The 18,154-nt window shown below is 42.5% G+C and carries 13 protein-coding genes, 1 pseudogene and 1 other annotated feature; of the genes and pseudogenes, 5 read left to right on the forward strand and 9 right to left on the reverse strand.

Features of this window, described 5'->3' with window-relative positions; translation table 11 throughout:
• Nucleotides 1-310: 310 nt before the first annotated feature.
• The 4 genes from CES82_RS00080 to CES82_RS00095 form a co-directional block, all read right to left on the reverse strand.
• Nucleotides 311-1,957 (reverse strand): peptide ABC transporter substrate-binding protein, encoded by a 1,647-nt coding sequence (locus CES82_RS00080; protein WP_098823287.1) that lies wholly within the window; start codon nt 1,955-1,957, stop codon nt 311-313.
• Nucleotides 1,944-2,882 carry a proline iminopeptidase-family hydrolase gene (locus CES82_RS00085; RefSeq protein WP_098823288.1) on the reverse strand — a complete coding sequence of 313 codons (939 nt, stop codon included), beginning with the start codon at nt 2,880-2,882 and terminating at the stop codon, nt 1,944-1,946. The genes CES82_RS00080 and CES82_RS00085 overlap by 14 nt, the downstream gene beginning before the upstream one ends.
• A 453-nt stretch (nt 2,883-3,335) precedes the next feature.
• Nucleotides 3,336-4,298, reverse strand: coding sequence for an N-acetylmuramoyl-L-alanine amidase (locus tag CES82_RS00090; RefSeq protein ID WP_098823289.1), 963 nt, complete (start codon nt 4,296-4,298; stop codon nt 3,336-3,338).
• Complete coding sequence (locus tag CES82_RS00095; RefSeq protein ID WP_225364791.1) at nt 4,291-5,799, reverse strand: C39 family peptidase; 1,509 nt, start codon at nt 5,797-5,799, stop codon at nt 4,291-4,293. Before CES82_RS00095 ends, CES82_RS00090 begins: the two co-directional genes overlap by 8 nt.
• Before the next feature lie 245 nt (nt 5,800-6,044).
• Nucleotides 6,045-6,290 (forward strand) — a binding site (T-box leader).
• A gap of 351 nt (nt 6,291-6,641) precedes the next feature.
• On the opposite strand from CES82_RS00095, the gene CES82_RS00100 reads away from it, so the two are divergent.
• Entirely contained in the window at nt 6,642-7,457 is an 816-nt protein-coding gene (locus CES82_RS00100) for a 2-keto-4-pentenoate hydratase (protein ID WP_098823290.1), read from the forward strand.
• A gap of 224 nt (nt 7,458-7,681) precedes the next feature.
• Here CES82_RS00100 and CES82_RS00105 read toward each other — a convergent pair whose 3' ends face one another.
• Nucleotides 7,682-8,851: a pyridoxal phosphate-dependent aminotransferase gene (locus tag CES82_RS00105; protein WP_098823291.1), complete on the reverse strand. Its 1,170-nt coding sequence runs from the start codon at nt 8,849-8,851 to the stop codon at nt 7,682-7,684.
• A 538-nt stretch (nt 8,852-9,389) separates the two neighbouring features.
• Here CES82_RS00105 and CES82_RS00110 point away from each other — a divergent pair.
• The gene (locus CES82_RS00110; RefSeq protein ID WP_098823292.1) at nt 9,390-10,829 is read left to right on the forward strand and encodes an amino acid ABC transporter substrate-binding protein/permease; all 1,440 of its coding nucleotides are present in this window, start codon (nt 9,390-9,392) and stop codon (nt 10,827-10,829) included.
• A complete protein-coding gene (locus CES82_RS00115; protein WP_098823293.1) occupies nt 10,826-11,569 on the forward strand; it encodes an amino acid ABC transporter ATP-binding protein in 744 nt (247 codons plus the stop codon). Before CES82_RS00110 ends, CES82_RS00115 begins: the two co-directional genes overlap by 4 nt.
• A 183-nt stretch (nt 11,570-11,752) precedes the next feature.
• Here CES82_RS00115 and CES82_RS00120 read toward each other — a convergent pair whose 3' ends face one another.
• Nucleotides 11,753-12,121, reverse strand: coding sequence for an iron-sulfur cluster biosynthesis family protein (locus tag CES82_RS00120; protein ID WP_098823294.1), 369 nt, complete (start codon nt 12,119-12,121; stop codon nt 11,753-11,755).
• 136 nt (nt 12,122-12,257) lie between these two features.
• Between CES82_RS00120 and CES82_RS00125 the strand changes: the two genes are divergently transcribed.
• Nucleotides 12,258-13,100 (forward strand): prephenate dehydratase, encoded by an 843-nt coding sequence (locus tag CES82_RS00125; protein WP_098823295.1) that lies wholly within the window; start codon nt 12,258-12,260, stop codon nt 13,098-13,100.
• Here the strand turns inward: CES82_RS00125 and CES82_RS00130 are convergent.
• Nucleotides 13,088-14,095 carry a ketopantoate reductase family protein gene (locus CES82_RS00130; RefSeq protein ID WP_098823296.1) on the reverse strand — a complete coding sequence of 336 codons (1,008 nt, stop codon included), beginning with the start codon at nt 14,093-14,095 and terminating at the stop codon, nt 13,088-13,090. The two genes, CES82_RS00125 and CES82_RS00130, sit on opposite strands and share 13 nt — an antisense overlap.
• Nucleotides 14,096-14,464: 369 nt before the next feature.
• A complete protein-coding gene (locus CES82_RS00135) occupies nt 14,465-15,409 on the reverse strand; it encodes a magnesium transporter CorA family protein (protein WP_098823297.1) in 945 nt (314 codons plus the stop codon).
• A gap of 324 nt (nt 15,410-15,733) precedes the next feature.
• On the opposite strand from CES82_RS00135, the gene CES82_RS00140 reads away from it, so the two are divergent.
• Complete coding sequence (locus CES82_RS00140; RefSeq protein ID WP_098823298.1) at nt 15,734-17,092, forward strand: amino acid permease; 1,359 nt, start codon at nt 15,734-15,736, stop codon at nt 17,090-17,092.
• Nucleotides 17,093-17,188: 96 nt separating this feature from the next.
• Here CES82_RS00140 and CES82_RS00145 read toward each other — a convergent pair.
• Nucleotides 17,189-18,154: pseudogene (locus tag CES82_RS00145) on the reverse strand (hypothetical protein); the annotation flags it as partial.

Consider the following 18,154-nt stretch of genomic DNA (forward strand, 5'->3'; position numbering starts at 1 on the left):
GGGTGAATGTATATCATATGCATTCACTCTTCTTTGTATAGGTTTAGTTTACCTGAGTAAAGTTAATAATTTATGGGGAAAATATGAAAATTCTTCAATCTTAAACAATTAATATTTATGAAAACTAGTAAAATCCGTGTAATTGTTTAGTTTCCGGCATTCTTACTGTATATATGCAGAATATGAATGTATAATTTGTGAATGTAATCCCTTACAACCTTTAGTCCAAGGGGTTTATTTCCTGCATAAATTTACTAATAACATAAAAATGGCAACTATCGCTACAGATAGTTACCATTTTCTTATATTTCTATTTCTCTAAGTAAGCTCTCGTGTAATCATTCTCACCAACTGGGTGATATTCAATGCCCTTCAACTTAGGATTGACCAAGTGACTTTCAACCATTGAGTACAAAGGCACCACTGGCATGTTTTCGTTCAAACGACTTTGGGCGGTTCTCATATCCTTCCAGTAAGCCCCTTCGTTAGCAGCATTGGAAGTTGTAGCGTCCTTCATAGCTGCGTTGAATTGCGGATCTTGATAGTGCGCGTAATTTTGCGGATTATCCTTCGTCAAGATTGAGAAGAAGTTTTCTGGATCCCCAAAGTCAGCCAACCACAACGTTTGATCAAAATCAAATGAACCAGCTGTTTCCTTACCGTTAGCAGCTTTCGAAGGTAAGTTTTCGGTGCTGACCTTGACGTTGCCTAAGTTTTGCTTCAACGTTCCCTGAACATACTGAGAAACGTTCTTATCTGAAGTATCGTCAAGGCCAACAAGGGTCAAATTAACCGTACCCTTTAAATGAGCTTCCTGTAAACCTTGCTTCCAAAGTTCTTTAGCCTTAGCAACGTTATACGTTTCCTTTGGTGTCATTTCAGTTGCAAAATCCTTACCCGTTGTTGGATCAGTTGCTAAACCTCTTGCAACATAAGTATAAGCAGGCTTTGAGCCATCCGCCAAAACGTCCTTCGTCAAATGGTTCCGGTCAACAGCCAAAGAAACGGCCTGACGGAGCTTCTGATTGTTAAACGGTTTGCCAGCCTTATTGTTCAACCGTAGATAATAAGTACCAGCTTTTTGAACGTGTTGCAAGTCCTTATCCTTTTGCATACCTTGAGCAGTAACCCCAGTGATTGTGGCATCATCCAGTTGCCCTTTAGCAAACAAGTTGTGTGCTGTGTTAGCATCCTTAACCACTTGCATGTCGATTTCCTTTAGATGAACTGCTTTTGGATCATAGTAGTTCGGATTGCGTAACAGCTTCCAATTATCGTTGGTTCCAGTCCAGCCAGTCACCTTGAAGGGGCCATCGGAAACCACACGGTCAGAATTGGTACCGTACTTACTGCCATACTTCTGAACCACTTTTGAATCTTGTGGGAAGAAGGCAGGCAAAATCATCATCTTGCTGAAGTAAGGCATTGGGTGCTCCAAATTAACCTGTAGTGTATGGGAATTCACTGCTTTAGCACCTAACTCAGAAGGCGACATCTTACCATTACTGATTTGATCAGCATTCTGGATACCAGAGAAGATGTAGTTGTAGCCGGACTTCGACTTGTCAGATACTGACCGTTGCCAAGACTTAACGAAATCTTCGGCTGTGACATCATCACCGTTACTCCACTTGGCGTTTGGTCGTAGATGGAAGGTGTAAGTTTTGCCGTCGTTAGTTGGCTTAACCACCGATTCCGCGATCCCAGGCGCTACTTTATTGTTGCTATCCTGACGGTACAAACCTTCAAAACTATTTTCCAAAACGTTCCACATGGTGAGGTCAGCATAATTTGAATTATCCAACGACACCAAGTCGGTATTTTGCATCAATGAAATTTTATCGGTACTGCTACTTGCACTGCTGTCTCCGGCCTTGCCGGCTGCACTGGAACAAGCCGCCAAAATCACTGATAACGCTAACGCTAAACCGCCTAATAAAACTTTATTTTTCCGCATATGTATGTCCCCCTGCTTCTTGTACTACTTTAAATTTATGTGTTTCCACGTCATCCAGAAATTCTCCTAATGTGTGAAAAAAGGCTTTGGGATTGTCGGTGCTGTGGCAATGCCCAGCATCCGGTGTATAAACTAACCGTGAATTCTGCATTTCCCGGTGCATCCGTTCTGCTGCATCTAACGGCATAGTATCGTGATCGCCAAACGTAAGTAATGTGGGTGTTTTAATCTTATGTGTATCCGCTCGGCGATCCCACTCGGTCAGCTTGCCGACCATCACAAATTCATTGTCACCTTGGAAATAGTTATAAACTGGTGTCGCCATTGTCTCAACGTTGTGACGAAAACCATTTTCAGGATGACGCATAGCAAAATTCCGGTTCAAAACATCAACTAATTCACGGTACTTTGGATCATCAAAGCGCTTGTCCGTTTCAACTTCCTTCATGTATCGAACTTGCCTTGGTGTCAGTGTTTCTTCACGTTCGCGATTCACGTTAACTATGTATTCATCTAGGTTATCGATCATACTCATAATGATCAAACCCTTTAAGTGTTCCGGATAATGAAGCGCGTACTCCTGTGCTAATAAGCCACCCCACGAATGACCTAATAAGTAAAATTGATCCAACCCAAGCTTTTTTCTGACCTCCTCTAACTCTGACAAATAATAATCAATCGTCAGGTATTTTCGATTCTCAGGCTGTGTATAGTCAGGCTGGTCGGAATAAAACGACCCCAACTGATCATACATGGAAACTCTCACATGGTGCTCTTTAAGATGGTCGGCGAAATCCTCAAACTCCTCGTGAGTGCCACCTGGTCCACCATGCACACACAGCAGATTAACATTCCCCCGACCTACTGTGCGGGTGAACAAATGAAACCCATTATCCAACGTTACGATTCGACTCCCTTGCTGCATCCAAATCACCTCAATAAATATTATTTGTTAAGGCGCATTAAATAACAAAAACGCCCTACAGAGAACTAGTCTCTATAGGGCGTTTCCGCGGTACCACCTATCATTGCTCAACGTTCACACGCTAAGCCTCTCAATCTACAGCTATACAAATAGCGATAGACCGGCGCTTTAATGGGCGCCTCCCAGCTTGGACTCAGTTTTAACTTGGCCCCGGCCGCTCGAAGATGATAGTCATAGCCACACTCATGTCTCCATTCCACCTACTGAAGACTCTCTAGTTTGATCACGGTTATGATGTTTCTTGTCATCACGTTTGTTATTTAATTTGCGTTAACTGCTTTCAACGATTTCCAATTTATTTCTCTTTGCCATAAAAGTCAAATGATATTTACATTTAGTTTTAATTTAAAGTGATTAAAAACCGCGCCAGTACAAGGATCACAAATCAAAAAATTATTTTTGATTTGCCTTTACATAGCCAATCCGATGGTTATACCAGATCTGCCGGAACACATCGTTGGTATTCTCGGTGACCAAGCGTCCCATCACATCACTCGTTTTTAACCCCGTTAACTGGTCCGAAATCACGTATTGCTCTCCGGGTAATAGCTCACCGATCGCTGGTGCACCAGGCTGGGTCGAACCGTATAATGCTACCGATTCATCCCCAATCTTTAAAATCGGTTGCTGCACACCCGCGACGTGAGATTGCTTTAGCCAGACTTTTTGACCACTAAAATAAATAGCAATCCAATCACCTTGCTGGGCAATACAAACAAACTCCTCACCATAACTTGCTCGATATGAAGAAGGGTCTGTTTTGTTGCCAATCACTTTGCTTTTAAGCGTGGGCTGCTGGTATAAATCCACATAGTTGCTGGTAATCCTGATTCCTTGATCGACTTTTACAGGCTGAACAGTTGCCGGATTAATGCCAAGTCGTTGAAACAAATTTTCCCAATCAAAATACCAGCCGGGATCATGGTGCATCTCAACCGCTTTTTCGCGAGTAGGTGCAGCAACGTTATCATGTCCAAGAAGATGGGCACGGTCTAACGGAACATGGTAGCACGCCGACCACTCCTGAATCTGGTCGGCTAATGCATTCATCATTGTTTCGGTGTAGGTTGCTGGATCCTCAATGTACGCTTCTTGCTCAATCCCAAGCGACCGACAGTTTATATCCCAGTTACCCGCATGCCAAGCCACGTTTCCCGGTGCCACCATTTCGGTGCAATGACCATCCGCTTGGCGAATTACAACGTGCGCACTAACCTGGTTGGCGCTTTGAAAACGGGCAATCGTGTCTGAATAACTTAATTCAGTGGCGTGAATCACGATGTAATGTATTCTTACATCAACTGGTCGTTTAGCGTGCGTATAGTTACTTACCAGTGCAGGACGAAACTCAGTCATTTGAATCTGCCAATGAAACAGTTCCTACTAACGTCGGTGCCACCATTCTGATTACATAAACCGTTACGGTAGTGGCGCTGGGATGTGCCTGCTTAATCGCTGCTAAATCCAGCTTGATTCGCCCTTCTTCATCCGCATCAGCATAATCAAAATGCTGCTGTGCGGTGGTATCAAACTGCCCGCCGTCATCAACGGTATAAGCAATCGTCACTGTCTGTTGGTCAAACGGATCAGCCTGTTCAACCATTTTCGGTGTAATGGCAACTGTTTCACCATCCTGACGTAGTGTAAAAGCGGTCCGCTCATCATTGGCAACAAGCTTAACCGACTCTCGGCTAGGCTGCATTAAGCGTTCGTAACCGTGATAGTTACCACCAATGATGTACGCCACTCGTGAATGCCAAGCCTCACTAAACTGTTCAAGCCGATAAAGTCGCTTGGCATCTTCATTACTGTCCGCAAAAGAATCGTTAACGGCAACGTAGTCCACACCGTTCAATTGGGTAAAGCCCGTGACCAGTAATAAGTGGCCGTATGTGCTGCCAATAGCGTTCTCAACATAAGGTAACTCACCGTTATCCGGATCGTTGGTGTACTGTACACTGACGCCAACCGGATAACCCGCTGAAATTTGCCGACGAAGTCCATCAAGACTGGTATAAGCAGTGTATGCCCGGTAACCCATGCTACCCGCCGCCGCGGTACTGAATGACCAGTTACCAAAGCCATCATATGTGATATCTAAATTATGCAACGCTAATTCTTCAGGCAAAATATCAGCATTTTGGCGGTTAAGGGCCATGGAAATCGTGGTTGGGCTGCAGATACCCGGTGCCAGTTTAGGATCCCGAATCTCTTGGGAATACGCTGGTGTCGCAATCACCTTATCGATTGATACTGCATGTTCATCAACCATTAAATCATGGTGAACCGGCATCACACTGGCCGCCACCAATTTAAGCACTGGCGTCTGCTGCGGATTTTCAGAGTACAAATGAACCCGTAACTGTGCCTTAGTTCCAACGCCATTTTTAACCGTTAACGTATCCGTATCGATACCGGCAATGGAATCTTCCCTATCCTGTTTGACACTGGCGCTTAACACCTTGGTCGACCAGCGACCCCAACTATGCCAAGCTGACCAGCGCTCACCCTGATTAATCCGAGCTTCGACTTGAACCGCGGTTCCTTCCGGCGTTAAGGCGTTCCAAGAGGCCACCAATTGTTTAAATTGCGGTAAATCAAATACCGGCGTGGTTAAACTTCCCTCACTCACGTATTCATTCTCACTTTGTTCAAGTACCAAAGCCGTCTTGTCAGCCGCAGCCAAAGTCAAATGATCGGTAAATTCACCTAAATCGATGGCTGAAAAATCGTCAAATATTTTGGTGTTCGGCTTTCTAGCCGGTGCCTGAACCGTTTTGTCTCGTCTATAGTAAAGGGCTAGTAAACCTGCTGCTAACCCAATCGTTGTCCCAAAAAGAAATTTTGATAGTTTCACAGTTTTATCCCCGCTTTAATGATTAGTTAGTTTATTGACAGTAGTTATTCTGAATGTGTACAAAGTATACCATAATGTCCAGTAGGTGTTTATCAAACGCTTATCCAGATTTTTTTAAATTTTCCTTGTCGCCTTAATCATTAGAGACTCATGGGGCTTTGAGCCCCGTCTCTCATCTTTTTCACATTTTAGTGTTGACATGGTTCAATCCTGGGTGTAGATTGATACCAATCATTAAATTTAGATGAAAGGCGTTGACGAGAAACATCAACTCCATTTCGGATATAGAGAGTTGCCGGCTGGTGCAAGGCAATGACGAATGGACGCGATGATCATCTCCGAGCTGTGTGCCGAACCGGCTAGACCGTAGTAGAACACATTGGGTGCACCCATTATCGTGCCAAACGTATCGCAGTTAATGCCGTACGTGAGAGGTAATTTCAGTAATGAAGTTATAAACTAAGGTGGTACCACGTGAAAGCGTCCTTAATCGCAACCAGATTGCGATCGAGGACGCTTTTTCGTTTTCTAAATTTAAAAAAACAGACATTAAAGGTGGTGAGGACAATTGGAAGTTGGCATTAAGAGCTCAGATGATAGCGACATTCAGATTACACATATTAACCGTTTTTTAAGCGCGAATGAAGTGCAATTTCTCATTGAACCCACCGAATTAGGGCGGGTCACACATAAGTTTTATTAGATTTCTCAACACATATTGAAGCATCAGGTTACACATAGTTTCACAACATATCGTGTCAGCATATAGCACCATCACATATCATATCAGCACATAGTTTTTATCTATCACATATTAAACATAAATTTTGGAGGTCTCGCCCATGAGTGAACAAGTATTAAGCAAACAATCATTATCAGAAAAAGAAGCTAAATTAGCACAGGATTTATTTGATGCATACACCAGCCATAAGCCACTAACAGAAGCTGACTACACCGGTTACGCAGACAGTGAAGACGCTGCCTATCGCGTACAGCGTCGACTTACGGAAGACAAAAAAGAAGAAGTTGGCGGTTACAAAGTTTCCCTAACCAGTAAGCAAACCCAGGACATGTTTGATTCAGACAGTCCACTATACGGTGCTCAAGTTAAGAGTCACTTCGTAAAGTCACCTCACAACGTTAAAGCCGACGAAGTTATGGATCCATTGGCAGAAGTTGAAATGATGTTCACGGCTAAAGAAGATCTTTCAGCGAACGATTCACTTGAAGATCTTTTCCATAAAACAACTGTAGCGCCAGCTGTAGAAGTCCCAGATTCACGGTTCAGCGACTGGTTCCCAAGCCTATCTAAGTACATGGTCATGGCTGACGCAGCTGTTGGTGGCTATGTGGTATTCGGCGAAGAAAACGACACGGACAAACTCTTTGACAAACCAGACGATCTCGCTAACGTCACCTGTGAACTCTTCCACGATGGCAAGAAGCTTAAAGATGGTCAAGCTTCAGAAGTTCTAGGTAACCCACTTAACTCACTACAATGGCTAGTTAAGAAACTAGACGAACAAGGGATGCCAATGAAGGCAGGCCAACGGGTTTCAAGTGGAACCTTCCTACTACCAGAATCACTAACTAAGGGTGACTGGAAAGCCACCTTTGATAAGGGTATGGGTGCTGTTCTACTACATGTAGACCGTTAATCATTTGAAAAAACTTTCTATTATAGGGGAGTATTATAGAAAAGTTTATCGAAACTAATTATTGGGGATTAAAAGACGATGCTGTGCTGGCAATGATGGCCAGAAGCACCGTTTTTTTGTGGTTCAAAATATCCCACTATTTAATATGCAAATAAGCGCCACCCTGATATTTGTCAGGATGACGCTTATTTGCATGCTAGAACGAAAAACTCAGTTGCTATTCACTAAAACAGATTTAATTTCCCGATTCGTTCGCAAGCTTCCGTGAACTTCGGCTCATCAATCAGTAAGCCCACACGAACAAATCCTTCACCGCTCTTACCAAAGCCGGTACCTGGTGCTACTGCCACCGCTGCTTTATCTAACAGCAGATCCGCGAATTCTTCGCTTGTGTACCCCTTTGGCACCGGCATCCAAGCATAGAAGGCACCACCTGATGGATATGGTTCCCAGCCAATTTTACGAGCAGCAGCATAAAAGTCATCACGGCGCTTTTGATAAAGTGCAACCAATGATTTCACTGACGACTGATCACTGTCTAACGCCGCTACCGCAGCATCTTGAATCGCCGGGAAAAGAGAGACAAAGAGATGATCTTGAATCAAGTTGATGGCTTCAATCATGTCTGGGTTCCCCACCGCAAAACCAACACGCCAACCCGCCATGTTATACGACTTAGATAACGTGTACGTTTCAATACCGACTTCTTTGGCACCCGGTGTCTGTAAGAAACTGACTGGCCGTTTACCATCAAAGCCAATTGCGCCATACGCAAAGTCTTGAACGACACCAATGTGATGTTCTTTAGCAAACTTCACGGTATCCTCATAGAACTCTGGTGTGGCCACAGCTCCAGTTGGGTTATTAGGATAGTTGAGATACATCAATTTAGCCTGCTCAACCACTTTAGGATCTAGCTGCTGATAATCCGGCAAGTACTGCTTTTCAGGCGATAACGACATTAATTCAAGTTTAACTTGTGCCAAAGCCACACCTGAAAGGTAGTCAGGATAACCTGGATCTGGCAACAGCATCGTATCACCAGGGTTTAACAACGCAAAGGGTAGTTCAACTAACCCAATCTTAGAACCACCAAGAATCGCAACTTCTTTTTCAGGGTCAAGATCAACGCCGTACTCGCGTTTATAGAAGTCAGCAGCCGCTTGCTTTAACCGTGGCATTCCACGAAATAAGGAATACTTATGGTCCTCTGGATCAGCCGTTGCTTCCTGCATCGCCTTCACAATGAACTCAGGTGTGGGCTGATCTGGGTTACCTTGCCCCAGATTAATCACGTCAGCACCAGACGCTGCTTTGGCATTAACCTTAGCGACTAAATTCGCAAAAAATTGTTTGGGTAAGTGTTGCAATACTTTGGATTCTTCAAACTTCAAACCAAATTCCTCCTCATCAACTCATATGTAGTGTTTTGTTTTAAATATTCGGACCGAATAAAAGTCCTATTAAAAATTAATTAAAGCACAATTAAGATACGGTTGCAAACTCAGGTGAATTAGTGTTTTATTGAGCGTTTCTGGTGAGTATCAAAAAATAGCAATCATACTTTATATGTTAGAAAAAATAACTTAAGTAGCTGTATCATTGGAAGCAATATTAGATAATGATTAGATAATCTAGATGAAAATAAGAAACTCGTTTCATAAATATCTAAATTAATTTAGTGAATAAATGTGCAAAGAAGAATATTTATAGATATTAAGGATATCCTAGTAAACGTTTCTCAGTAAACAAATGCTTTCAAATCAGCGTTTACAGTCAAACTATTTTTGAATGAGTCAATGTCAAAAATGAATTATTTTTCAAAATGTTCAATTTATTTTCAGAAAAACTATTAACATTCTCTTATTTTAGCGCTATGATATTCTCATAATCAGATGTTAGATTTTATTACATAACTTGAGGAGGAATAATATGAAACGTAGCTTTATAAGAATCGTTGGTGGTTTAATCGCCTTACTCTCTCTGTTTGCCGCGCTGAACTTTAGTACCACGCCTGCAAAAGCAGAGACCACTTATCAAATAGCGACTGATTCCACTTTCCCACCATTTGAATTTGCCAATAGTCATAACAAATACGTTGGTATTGATATTGACTTACTGCACGCTATCGCTAAGGATCAAGGCTTTAAAGTCAACATCAAGCCAACCAGCTTTAATGCCGCCGTGCAAAGTGTTCAGTCAGGCCAGATGGATGGTGTGATTGCGGGTATGTCAATTACCAAAGAACGTGAAGCAACTTTCGATTTTTCAAAGGCTTACTTCATGTCCGGTGTTGTCATGGCAGCCAAACCAAACGGTAAGGTTACCAGCTTAAAACAATTACGTGGTAAGCGAGTCGCCGTTAAAACGGGAACTTCTGGCGCGCAATACGCACAGAGCATTCACAAAAAGTATGGTTTTAAAATCGTGACCTTTGATGAATCCAACGATATGTATCAGGATGTTTTAACCGGTAATTCAGCAGCTACCTTCGAAGATTCACCGGTTATGAAATACGCCATTCGGCAAGGGACTAAGCTGAAAATCTACACTAAGCCAGCGTTGAGCGGCCCTTATGGTTTTGCTGTTAAGAAGGGACACAACCAAAAGCTTCTACGAATGTTTAACAATGGCCTAGCTGATTTAAAGGCTAACGGCGAATACGCTCGAATCACTAGACATTACCTTGGTGCTAAGGGCAGTTCCGACACAACTTCTGATCGAACCTTTCTTGGTTTAATCAAACAAAATAAAGGCGCACTGTTAAGTGGGTTTGAACAAACCGTTTGGTTAACCATTGTTGCCATCTTCTTCGCAACGTTGTTCGGTGTCATCGTTGGTTTACTGGGTGTCGTACCAAGTAAGTTCTGCAACGGCATTTCTACTACGTTAATTTACATTTTCCGTGGATTGCCACTACTAGTTTTAGCCCTCTTCATTTATACTGGGATTCCAAGTTTGACTGGTCAAAAGATTCCCGCCTTTATAGCTGGTATCATTACCTTAATGTTCAACGAAGGTGCCTATATCGCCGCCTTTGTTAAAGGGGGTATCAATGCCGTTGATGATGGGCAAATGGAAGCAGCACGAAGCTTAGGACTGCCGTTTGGTAAAGCCATGCGGCGTGTTATCCTTCCTCAAGGCATTCGGATCATGATACCTTCATTTATTAACCAATTCATCATCACGTTGAAGGATACTTCAATCCTATCGATCATTGGCATCATTGAATTGACCCAAACTGGGAAGATCATCATTGCCCGTAACCTTGAAGGGTTCAAAGTATGGGCGATTGTCGCCATTATTTACCTCATCGTCATTACCCTATTAACGTGGCTATCTAACTGGGTACAAAGGAGAGTGCGGCTATGAACGAAAAAATCAAAGTAAAAGTCACCAATTTAATTAAAAACTTCGGTGATAATCAAGTGCTAAAAGGTATTAATCTGGAAGTTCACGATAACGAAGTGGTTGTGGTCATCGGCCCTTCTGGTTCTGGGAAAAGTACCTTCTTAAGAAATTTGAACCGATTAGAAGCACCAACTAGTGGTTCCATCGTTATTGATGACACGGATATCGCGGATCCAAAAACGGATATTAACAAAGTCCGTGAAAATATCGGGATGGTGTTTCAACACTTTAACTTATTCAGCAATTTATCCGTCAGCGAAAACATCATGCTAGCACCTGTTGAACTGGGAAAAGCGACCAAGGAAGAGGCTGCCAAACAAGCTAAGGAACTATTGGCAAGAGTTGGTTTGGAATCTAAATACGATGCTACCGTTCAATCCCTCTCAGGTGGGCAGCAACAACGTGTCGCCATTGCCCGTGCCTTAGCGATGAATCCAAACGTCATGCTATTTGACGAACCAACATCCGCTCTGGACCCCGAAATGGTCGGTGACGTTTTGGGTGTTATGAAACAACTTGCTACTCAAGGTATGACCATGATCGTTGTGACGCACGAAATGGGCTTCGCTAAAGAAGTGGCTGACCGCGTTGTCTTCGTTGATGATGGCAATATTCAAGAACAAGGCACACCTGATGAAATCTTCAATCATCCAAAGGATCCGAGATTGCAGAACTTCTTGGATAAGGTGTTGAACGTTTAGAGTGTGAAAACAAGCGTTTAAAGAGTGGAGAATAAGACACAGCCAACGGAAATCCCGGTCTTGGATTTCTGTTGGCTGTGCCTTATTTGCAACTCTTTGCTTGTTTGAACACGTTTATAAGAGTAAAAAACAATGCTGCCAGCCATTCAACCGGTAACCTTGTTTTTGTTATTTGAACACTATTTATTTCGCTGTCTCAACAATCTCTGGATGATCTAAAATTTCAACATTAGTATCAATGATGCCAGCCGCTGTTTTAAGGGTAATGAGACCAAACTTATTCATATTAAGTTCCGGTGCTTCATTTAAATAATTATCTGCATAACCTTTAATCAGTACGGGACCCAAAGGACTAGTAATCGACTTATCGTAAATAGCATCAACGTTTTGTGGATTAACCACTAAAAAACGAAAACTGACGTCCAGCGAGCAAACGCCCACTTTAGAATAAGCACCAACACCATCATCAAAGTCTAAAATCAACTGGTCGCTATCACCCATATGCTTCTTAAGTCGTTCTTGAACAGCTTGGCTCATTTGAAGAGTAGTCATTTCTCAATTCCCCCTTTTTCTATGCTTTCATTCTCGCATATCTGGTACCAAACCACAATTAAGTTGCACACAATCTTTATTCGATTTACTATGACTTTAGGCTATAATCAAAAGAAAAGACTTCGGAGGCTCCAAAATGAAATTCTCTGTGCTTGGTCCGGCTGGCACTTTTGCTGATGCAGCTGCCCAAAAGTATCTCAGCTTACACCCCATCGATAATATTGAACTTGATTATCACGATACCTTTGATCAGGTTTACCAGGCTGTTACCCCAGATGGTTTGGGCTTGTTACCATTAGAAAACCAACTGGATGGCTTCGTGCTGGCAACGTTGCAGCGCTTGCAAGTTGCTGATATTACCGAAATTGGTGAAGTGACCGTCCCAGTTAACTTTGGCCTAGCGGGTAAAGTTAACCATTTAATCGACATTAAGCGGATTTACGTCCAATTCAAAACTGAGGGCCAGTGTCAAAAACTACTGACTCAATTACCAAACGCACAGATCATCACCACCTCTAGCAACATGATCTCCGTTGAAAAATTACGGGATGGTCAACAAGGAGACGCTGCAATCATGCCGCAGTCTCAGCTTGAAGAGACAGATTTTCCGTTCAAACTGGCAAACGTTGCTGACCAAACGGATAACAATACCCGTTTCATTGTCTTCAAAAAACAGCCAGCGATGTTGGAAAATCCAACACAGCCGGCTGAAGATGAAACTGCCTCATTCAAATCTGCACTTTTTATTACACCGCCAACTGAAGAAGTTGGGGTTCTTTACCAGATTTTATCCTACTTTGCGAAAACTCATTTAAACCTAGTGACTATCATGTCCATGCCAACTCGACAAAAGATCGGCATCTACTCTTTTTACATCGAAATCTCCGGCACGCTCAAGCAAAAACAGATTTTGTTTGAAACGCTTCAGCGGATGGCTGACGTTTATACGATTCATCCGCTTGGAATCTATGCACTTTGAGTGGTTTTAGCTTGCATTGCTTCTGCTTTAGCAGCATCACGCGCTTTCTTCTCATTTGCCCGGTGATATTCGGCCAAGTGAACCAAGTTAGTTAGGAAGATATGGGTTTTAGCTTCGTAATTATGTTCACGACCCAGTTTAGCAATATAGCCATTAATATAATCAACTTCAGTTGGCCGATCATGAATCATATCTTGATACATGGATGGGTAATGCAATGGCATGTCGATCCGGGTGTTAATGTCCAGCGCATGCATTTCTTCTTCACGACTTGAAACAAGTGTGATCCCATCACGTTCACAAATATCATAAGCTTCATCAATCAGCTGACGACCAAGGTCATAGGCTTTTTCAAAGTTGCCAAGTTCACCCATTGGAATTTCAAACATGGTGCACAGTGTGTTGATAACTGAGTTGAAAATAACTTTAGTCATCAAGGTACCCTTGAAGTTGGTGGTCAACGTTGGGTGCATCTGAGCTTTTTCGAGTTCATCAAAGAGTCGGTGAGTCATCTCATCAGGCTTCTCGGTTAGGTTTGCCATGTTCATCTTACCGGCACCACGCTTACCCATGAAGTCAACGTCGCCAGGGCCATTAAGAACAGTCGCAATCAGTGCGGTACCAGCAATGATCTTATCATCTGCGAAGTACTGCTGAAGTTTTTCAATATGACCCATCCCATTCATGCAGGTAAAAGCATATTGGCGATCGTTAAAGAAGTGTTCGCAACGTTTCAGAAAATCTGCAAGTTGCATTTGCTTCGTGAAGAAAATCAGAATGTCGGGATCGCCGTGGTAGCTTTCAGGCGTTTCCAATTTAATAGGAACAAGATGGCGATCTTTATGGTCACGAGAAACGTATGCACCACCTTGTTCGCGGATCTTGTCAATATTTGGCTGCCAAGTATCAATAAACGTAACATCGTTACCAGCCTCTTGTAATAAAATCCCATAACGTAAACCCATTGCACCTGCACCGATCATTGCGAATTTCATTAAAATCACACTCCAATTTTTTATTTAACAAGAAAAAGCGCCCTCGACCAAGTTCATCACTTGATCAAGGGCGCTTGTGCGCTGTACCACCTTAATTTATGCCATCTTTACAGATAGACACCTCTCACGTACGGTCCCGGGACGATACGCTGATCCAGTAAGGCGGATACACCATGAACACTCATAATTTCGCATCCATTGCTCAAAGGCTACTTTCATCATTGGTTTGGACACCCCTTCGCACTTTACGGGGCTCACTTAGCCTTTACCAATAACTACTCTCCTTATCATCGCATTTGCTTTTTCTCATCATTTGTTAACGTGTTTTTAATATATACCCTGTTTTCTCATCCGTCAAGGGAAATCAAATTAAATATCGTGATTTTTCTTTAAGTACCACAGTAATAACCCGATTGGAATAACAGAAATCGCCACTGAAAGCAGCCAACTCCAGGGCTCTTTAGCCAAAGGTAACGGCATGTTCTGTCCCCAGAAACCGGAAACGATTGGCGGAATCGCTAACGCCAACGACCAGACTGTTAACAGTCTCATTGTGTTGTTAATACTGTTATCCAGGATGTTACTGTAACTGCTAACGACCTGTTCAGCAATTTCCGCTGCAATATTAGCCATTTCACGGCTCTGCTCAACTTCAACCCGCAAATCCTTTAGGTGCTGCACTTCAGTATTCGATAAACTTAAAGGATCATCATCCGCATCCGACATCACTTGAACCTGACGAATTGCAATCACGTTATTATTTGCGGCGGTCTTCAAGTATACTAGTCGTTTATCCAAATTGGATAACTGGGTAATCTGTTTATTACTTGGCCGTCTTTGAAAGGTTTCTAAAGATTCACGAGCCTTATTCATATCATCAATGCGGTCTAAATAATCTTCATTCAGTTTAAAAATCAATTTAAAGGCAATAGTCATCAAGCTATCAACCGGCTTTTGTTCCTCACTCTTAATATCATCAATAACTTCTTTCAGCGAATCAGTGACGTACGTATTTCTGGGATGAGTGACCGTGATCAGATTTTGGTCCTTAATAATGATACAAAACGGGACGGTTTCTAAAAATTCGCCGCCATCCGAACCCTTTTCACCCTGATTGACTGACCGAAAGATCAACAAGCTGCAACCCGTTTCCGGATCGTAATCAAATCTTGCTCGCTCGCGAATATCTCGCATGTACCCGATGTACTTTTTCTTAATTTGGTAGGTATTCCTCAACTGATTAAAATCATGGGTATCAGGCTCATCCACTGAAACCCAGTTTAAATCCCGCCATAGTTGATGTTGTTCGATCATAATGTACCCCTTTATCCGTTGTTTCTTCCTATTCTACAACTTTTCGGTTCCTTTTGATTGACGCTGAATATATATTATCAACGCCAACCAAATATCACCATTTCAAGTAAATTTTGCGCAATTATATTCATTACCAGGATTTAATTTGCACTTACTCCCAACTTCGTGTAACATTATTCTCATACAAAACTAATAATAGTTGATGGGGTAGAGCTAATATCTTCCATGGTATTGTGACGTCGAAGGTGGACGTTACCTTTAAAGTTGAATATTAGTTTTAATTTCAAGGGGAACCTTATCTTTATGTGAAAGGGATTAGAAATTATGAAACGAAAATTAAGTGCGCGTCAGATGCAGATGATTGCGCTGGGTGGAACGATTGGTGTTGGACTCTTCATGGGTTCCACGTCAACCATTAAGTGGACCGGCCCATCTGTATTGATTGCCTATGCCATTGCTGGGATTTTCCTATATCTCATTATGCGGGCGTTAGGGGAAATGCTTTACGTTGATCCAGATACCGGATCATTTTCAAAGTTTGCCACTGAATATATCAGTCCCCTGGCTGGTTATTTAACTGCTTGGAGTAATATCTTCCAATTTGTGATCGTGGGTATGAGTGAAATGATTGCGATTGGTGGGTACTTTAAGTTCTGGTGGCCCGGATTGCCAGCTTGGATACCCGGCGTTGTCGCCATCACCTTCCTATGCTTGGCTAACCTGATTTCAGTGAAGGCCTTTGGTGAACTGGAATTCTGGTTTGCCTTGATCAAAGTTGTCACCATTGTCTTAATGATCGTTGTTGGACTCGGTCTGATTATCTTTGGCTTTGGCAATCACATGCATCCAATCGGCATTTCCAACATCTGGACTCACGGCTTCTTCACCGGTGGCTTTAAAGGCTTTATCTTTGCATTATCAATCGTATTAGCTTCTTATCAAGGAATTGAATTGATCGGTGTCACAGCCGGTGAAGCTGAAAATCCACAACAGACACTGGTTAAGGCCATTCGGTCAACCGTCTTTCGAATCTTGATCTTCTATATTGGTGCTATTTTCGTTATTTTAAGTATTTATCCTTGGAACGAATTGAGCAACGTTGGTTCACCATTCGTTGAAACCTTTGCTAAAATTGGCATTACTGCAGCGGCTTCGATTATTAATTTCGTTGTGATTACCGCTGCGCTGTCCGGTTCTAACTCAGGTATCTACAGTGCCAGCCGGATGTCATATACTCTGGCAAATAATGGTCAGTTACCTAAGCGTTTCTTAAAATTGAACCGGCATGGCGTACCATTTTATTCCGTCATCGCCATTTCATTTGGGATTTTCTTAGGGGTCGTGCTGGACTTTGTGGCACCATACTTCTTTAAAGATGCTGACAATATTTTCGTTATGGTATATAGCTCCAGTGTCCTGCCAGGGATGATTCCTTGGATTGTTATCTTGATCAGCCAACTTGAATTTAGAAAGCAGCACAAGGATTCTATGGCAAAACATCCGTTCAAAATGCCACTTTCACCGTGGTCAAATTACATTACACTGGCATTCTTATTCGTTACATTGATCTTCATGTTCTTTAACCCTGAAACACGAGTATCCATCATCGTAGGTGTTATCTTCTTGGCAATTATGACGATCTTGTACTTCGTTAAATTTCATGGGAAAGTTAAAAACATTTAAGTAAAGTAACTAAAAAATAACCGAGAAATGATCAATTTCATGATCTTCTCGGTTATTTTTGTGTTTACAGTAGCATGTTTAAATAGATGGTTAATTTTACCGTCTTCTACTAAAACCTATCCAGCCAATCAAACTTTCTACAGCAAGCATGAAGTAGCCCAGAACTGAAATAGGCGTTCCTGGTTCATCACTTGATTGTGGTAAAATTGCTGCCTTACTTTCAGGCACTTGGGGTTGTGCTTTAATTGACCCCTTAAGCGAGATTGTCCGAATTTGATTAACTTTAGCTGAAGTGGCACTTCCCTTTTTTTCATTCGTTTGTGACTCAGCGGATGCAGTTTCAGAAGTTAAATACGTCAGTTTAGGCTGTTGATGTGCCTTAACAATTTCAGGTGTCTGGCCTTCATCGACACCGGTAGTGATTGTTTGATTTGATTCCGGCTGATCAGGTATTATCGGCTGAATTTGTTGATCTGGTTGGGGATCTGCTGGCGTCTGATCTTCGTCAACACCAGTGGTAATGACTTGGCTTTCTTCAGGTTGAGAAGGCGTCGTAGGTTGTTCTGGCACTGATGGATTCCCCTCGTCACCTGGTGTAGCTGGTAATGTGGTATATGGAACACCTACACTTGGTGATTCGCCCTCTGTATATACTGCAAGTCCGTCAGCTACTTCACCTTGTGCATACGTATAAGGAACGTCCGTTGATACTGCATCTTTAAAATATGCAGCAATACCATCGGCAACTTCACCCTGCGCATACGTGTACGATAGGCTAGGACCTACGACAGCTTTTGTGTAAACTTGAATACCATCAGAAAGCTCACCCATGTTTTCGGTATTCTTGGTGTGCAGTGGTGTACCTAATTCTGTGGCTACTTCGATACCGTTAGATAGCTTACCCGGATTATTCGGGTCGCTAGTGGTGTAGACTGGTGCTGCTACTCTTTCTTGCGTATATACTTTTTTACCGTTAGACAACTTACCCAGATTATTCGGGTCGCTAGTGGTGTAGACTGGTGCTGCTACTCTTTCTTGCGTATATACTTTTTTACCATTGGA

It is taken from the genome of Secundilactobacillus silagincola, assembly GCF_002583405.1.
Taxonomy (GTDB): Bacteria; Bacillota; Bacilli; order Lactobacillales; family Lactobacillaceae; genus Secundilactobacillus; species Secundilactobacillus silagincola.

Excerpts from the sequence above, each read along its gene's own strand:
- CES82_RS00080 (WP_098823287.1), bottom strand. The coding sequence starts at position 1,957 with ATGCGGAAAAATAAAGTTTTATTAGGCGGTTTAGCGTTAGCGTTATCA.
- CES82_RS00085 (WP_098823288.1), bottom strand. The coding sequence starts at position 2,882 with ATGCAGCAAGGGAGTCGAATCGTAACGTTGGATAATGGGTTTCATTTG.
- CES82_RS00090 (WP_098823289.1), bottom strand. The coding sequence starts at position 4,298 with ATGACTGAGTTTCGTCCTGCACTGGTAAGTAACTATACGCACGCTAAA.
- CES82_RS00100 (WP_098823290.1), top strand. The coding sequence starts at position 6,642 with ATGAGTGAACAAGTATTAAGCAAACAATCATTATCAGAAAAAGAAGCT.
- CES82_RS00110 (WP_098823292.1), top strand. The coding sequence starts at position 9,390 with ATGAAACGTAGCTTTATAAGAATCGTTGGTGGTTTAATCGCCTTACTC.
- CES82_RS00115 (WP_098823293.1), top strand. The coding sequence starts at position 10,826 with ATGAACGAAAAAATCAAAGTAAAAGTCACCAATTTAATTAAAAACTTC.
- CES82_RS00120 (WP_098823294.1), bottom strand. The coding sequence starts at position 12,121 with ATGACTACTCTTCAAATGAGCCAAGCTGTTCAAGAACGACTTAAGAAG.
- CES82_RS00125 (WP_098823295.1), top strand. The coding sequence starts at position 12,258 with ATGAAATTCTCTGTGCTTGGTCCGGCTGGCACTTTTGCTGATGCAGCT.
- CES82_RS00130 (WP_098823296.1), bottom strand. The coding sequence starts at position 14,095 with ATGAAATTCGCAATGATCGGTGCAGGTGCAATGGGTTTACGTTATGGG.
- CES82_RS00135 (WP_098823297.1), bottom strand. The coding sequence starts at position 15,409 with ATGATCGAACAACATCAACTATGGCGGGATTTAAACTGGGTTTCAGTG.
- CES82_RS00140 (WP_098823298.1), top strand. The coding sequence starts at position 15,734 with ATGAAACGAAAATTAAGTGCGCGTCAGATGCAGATGATTGCGCTGGGT.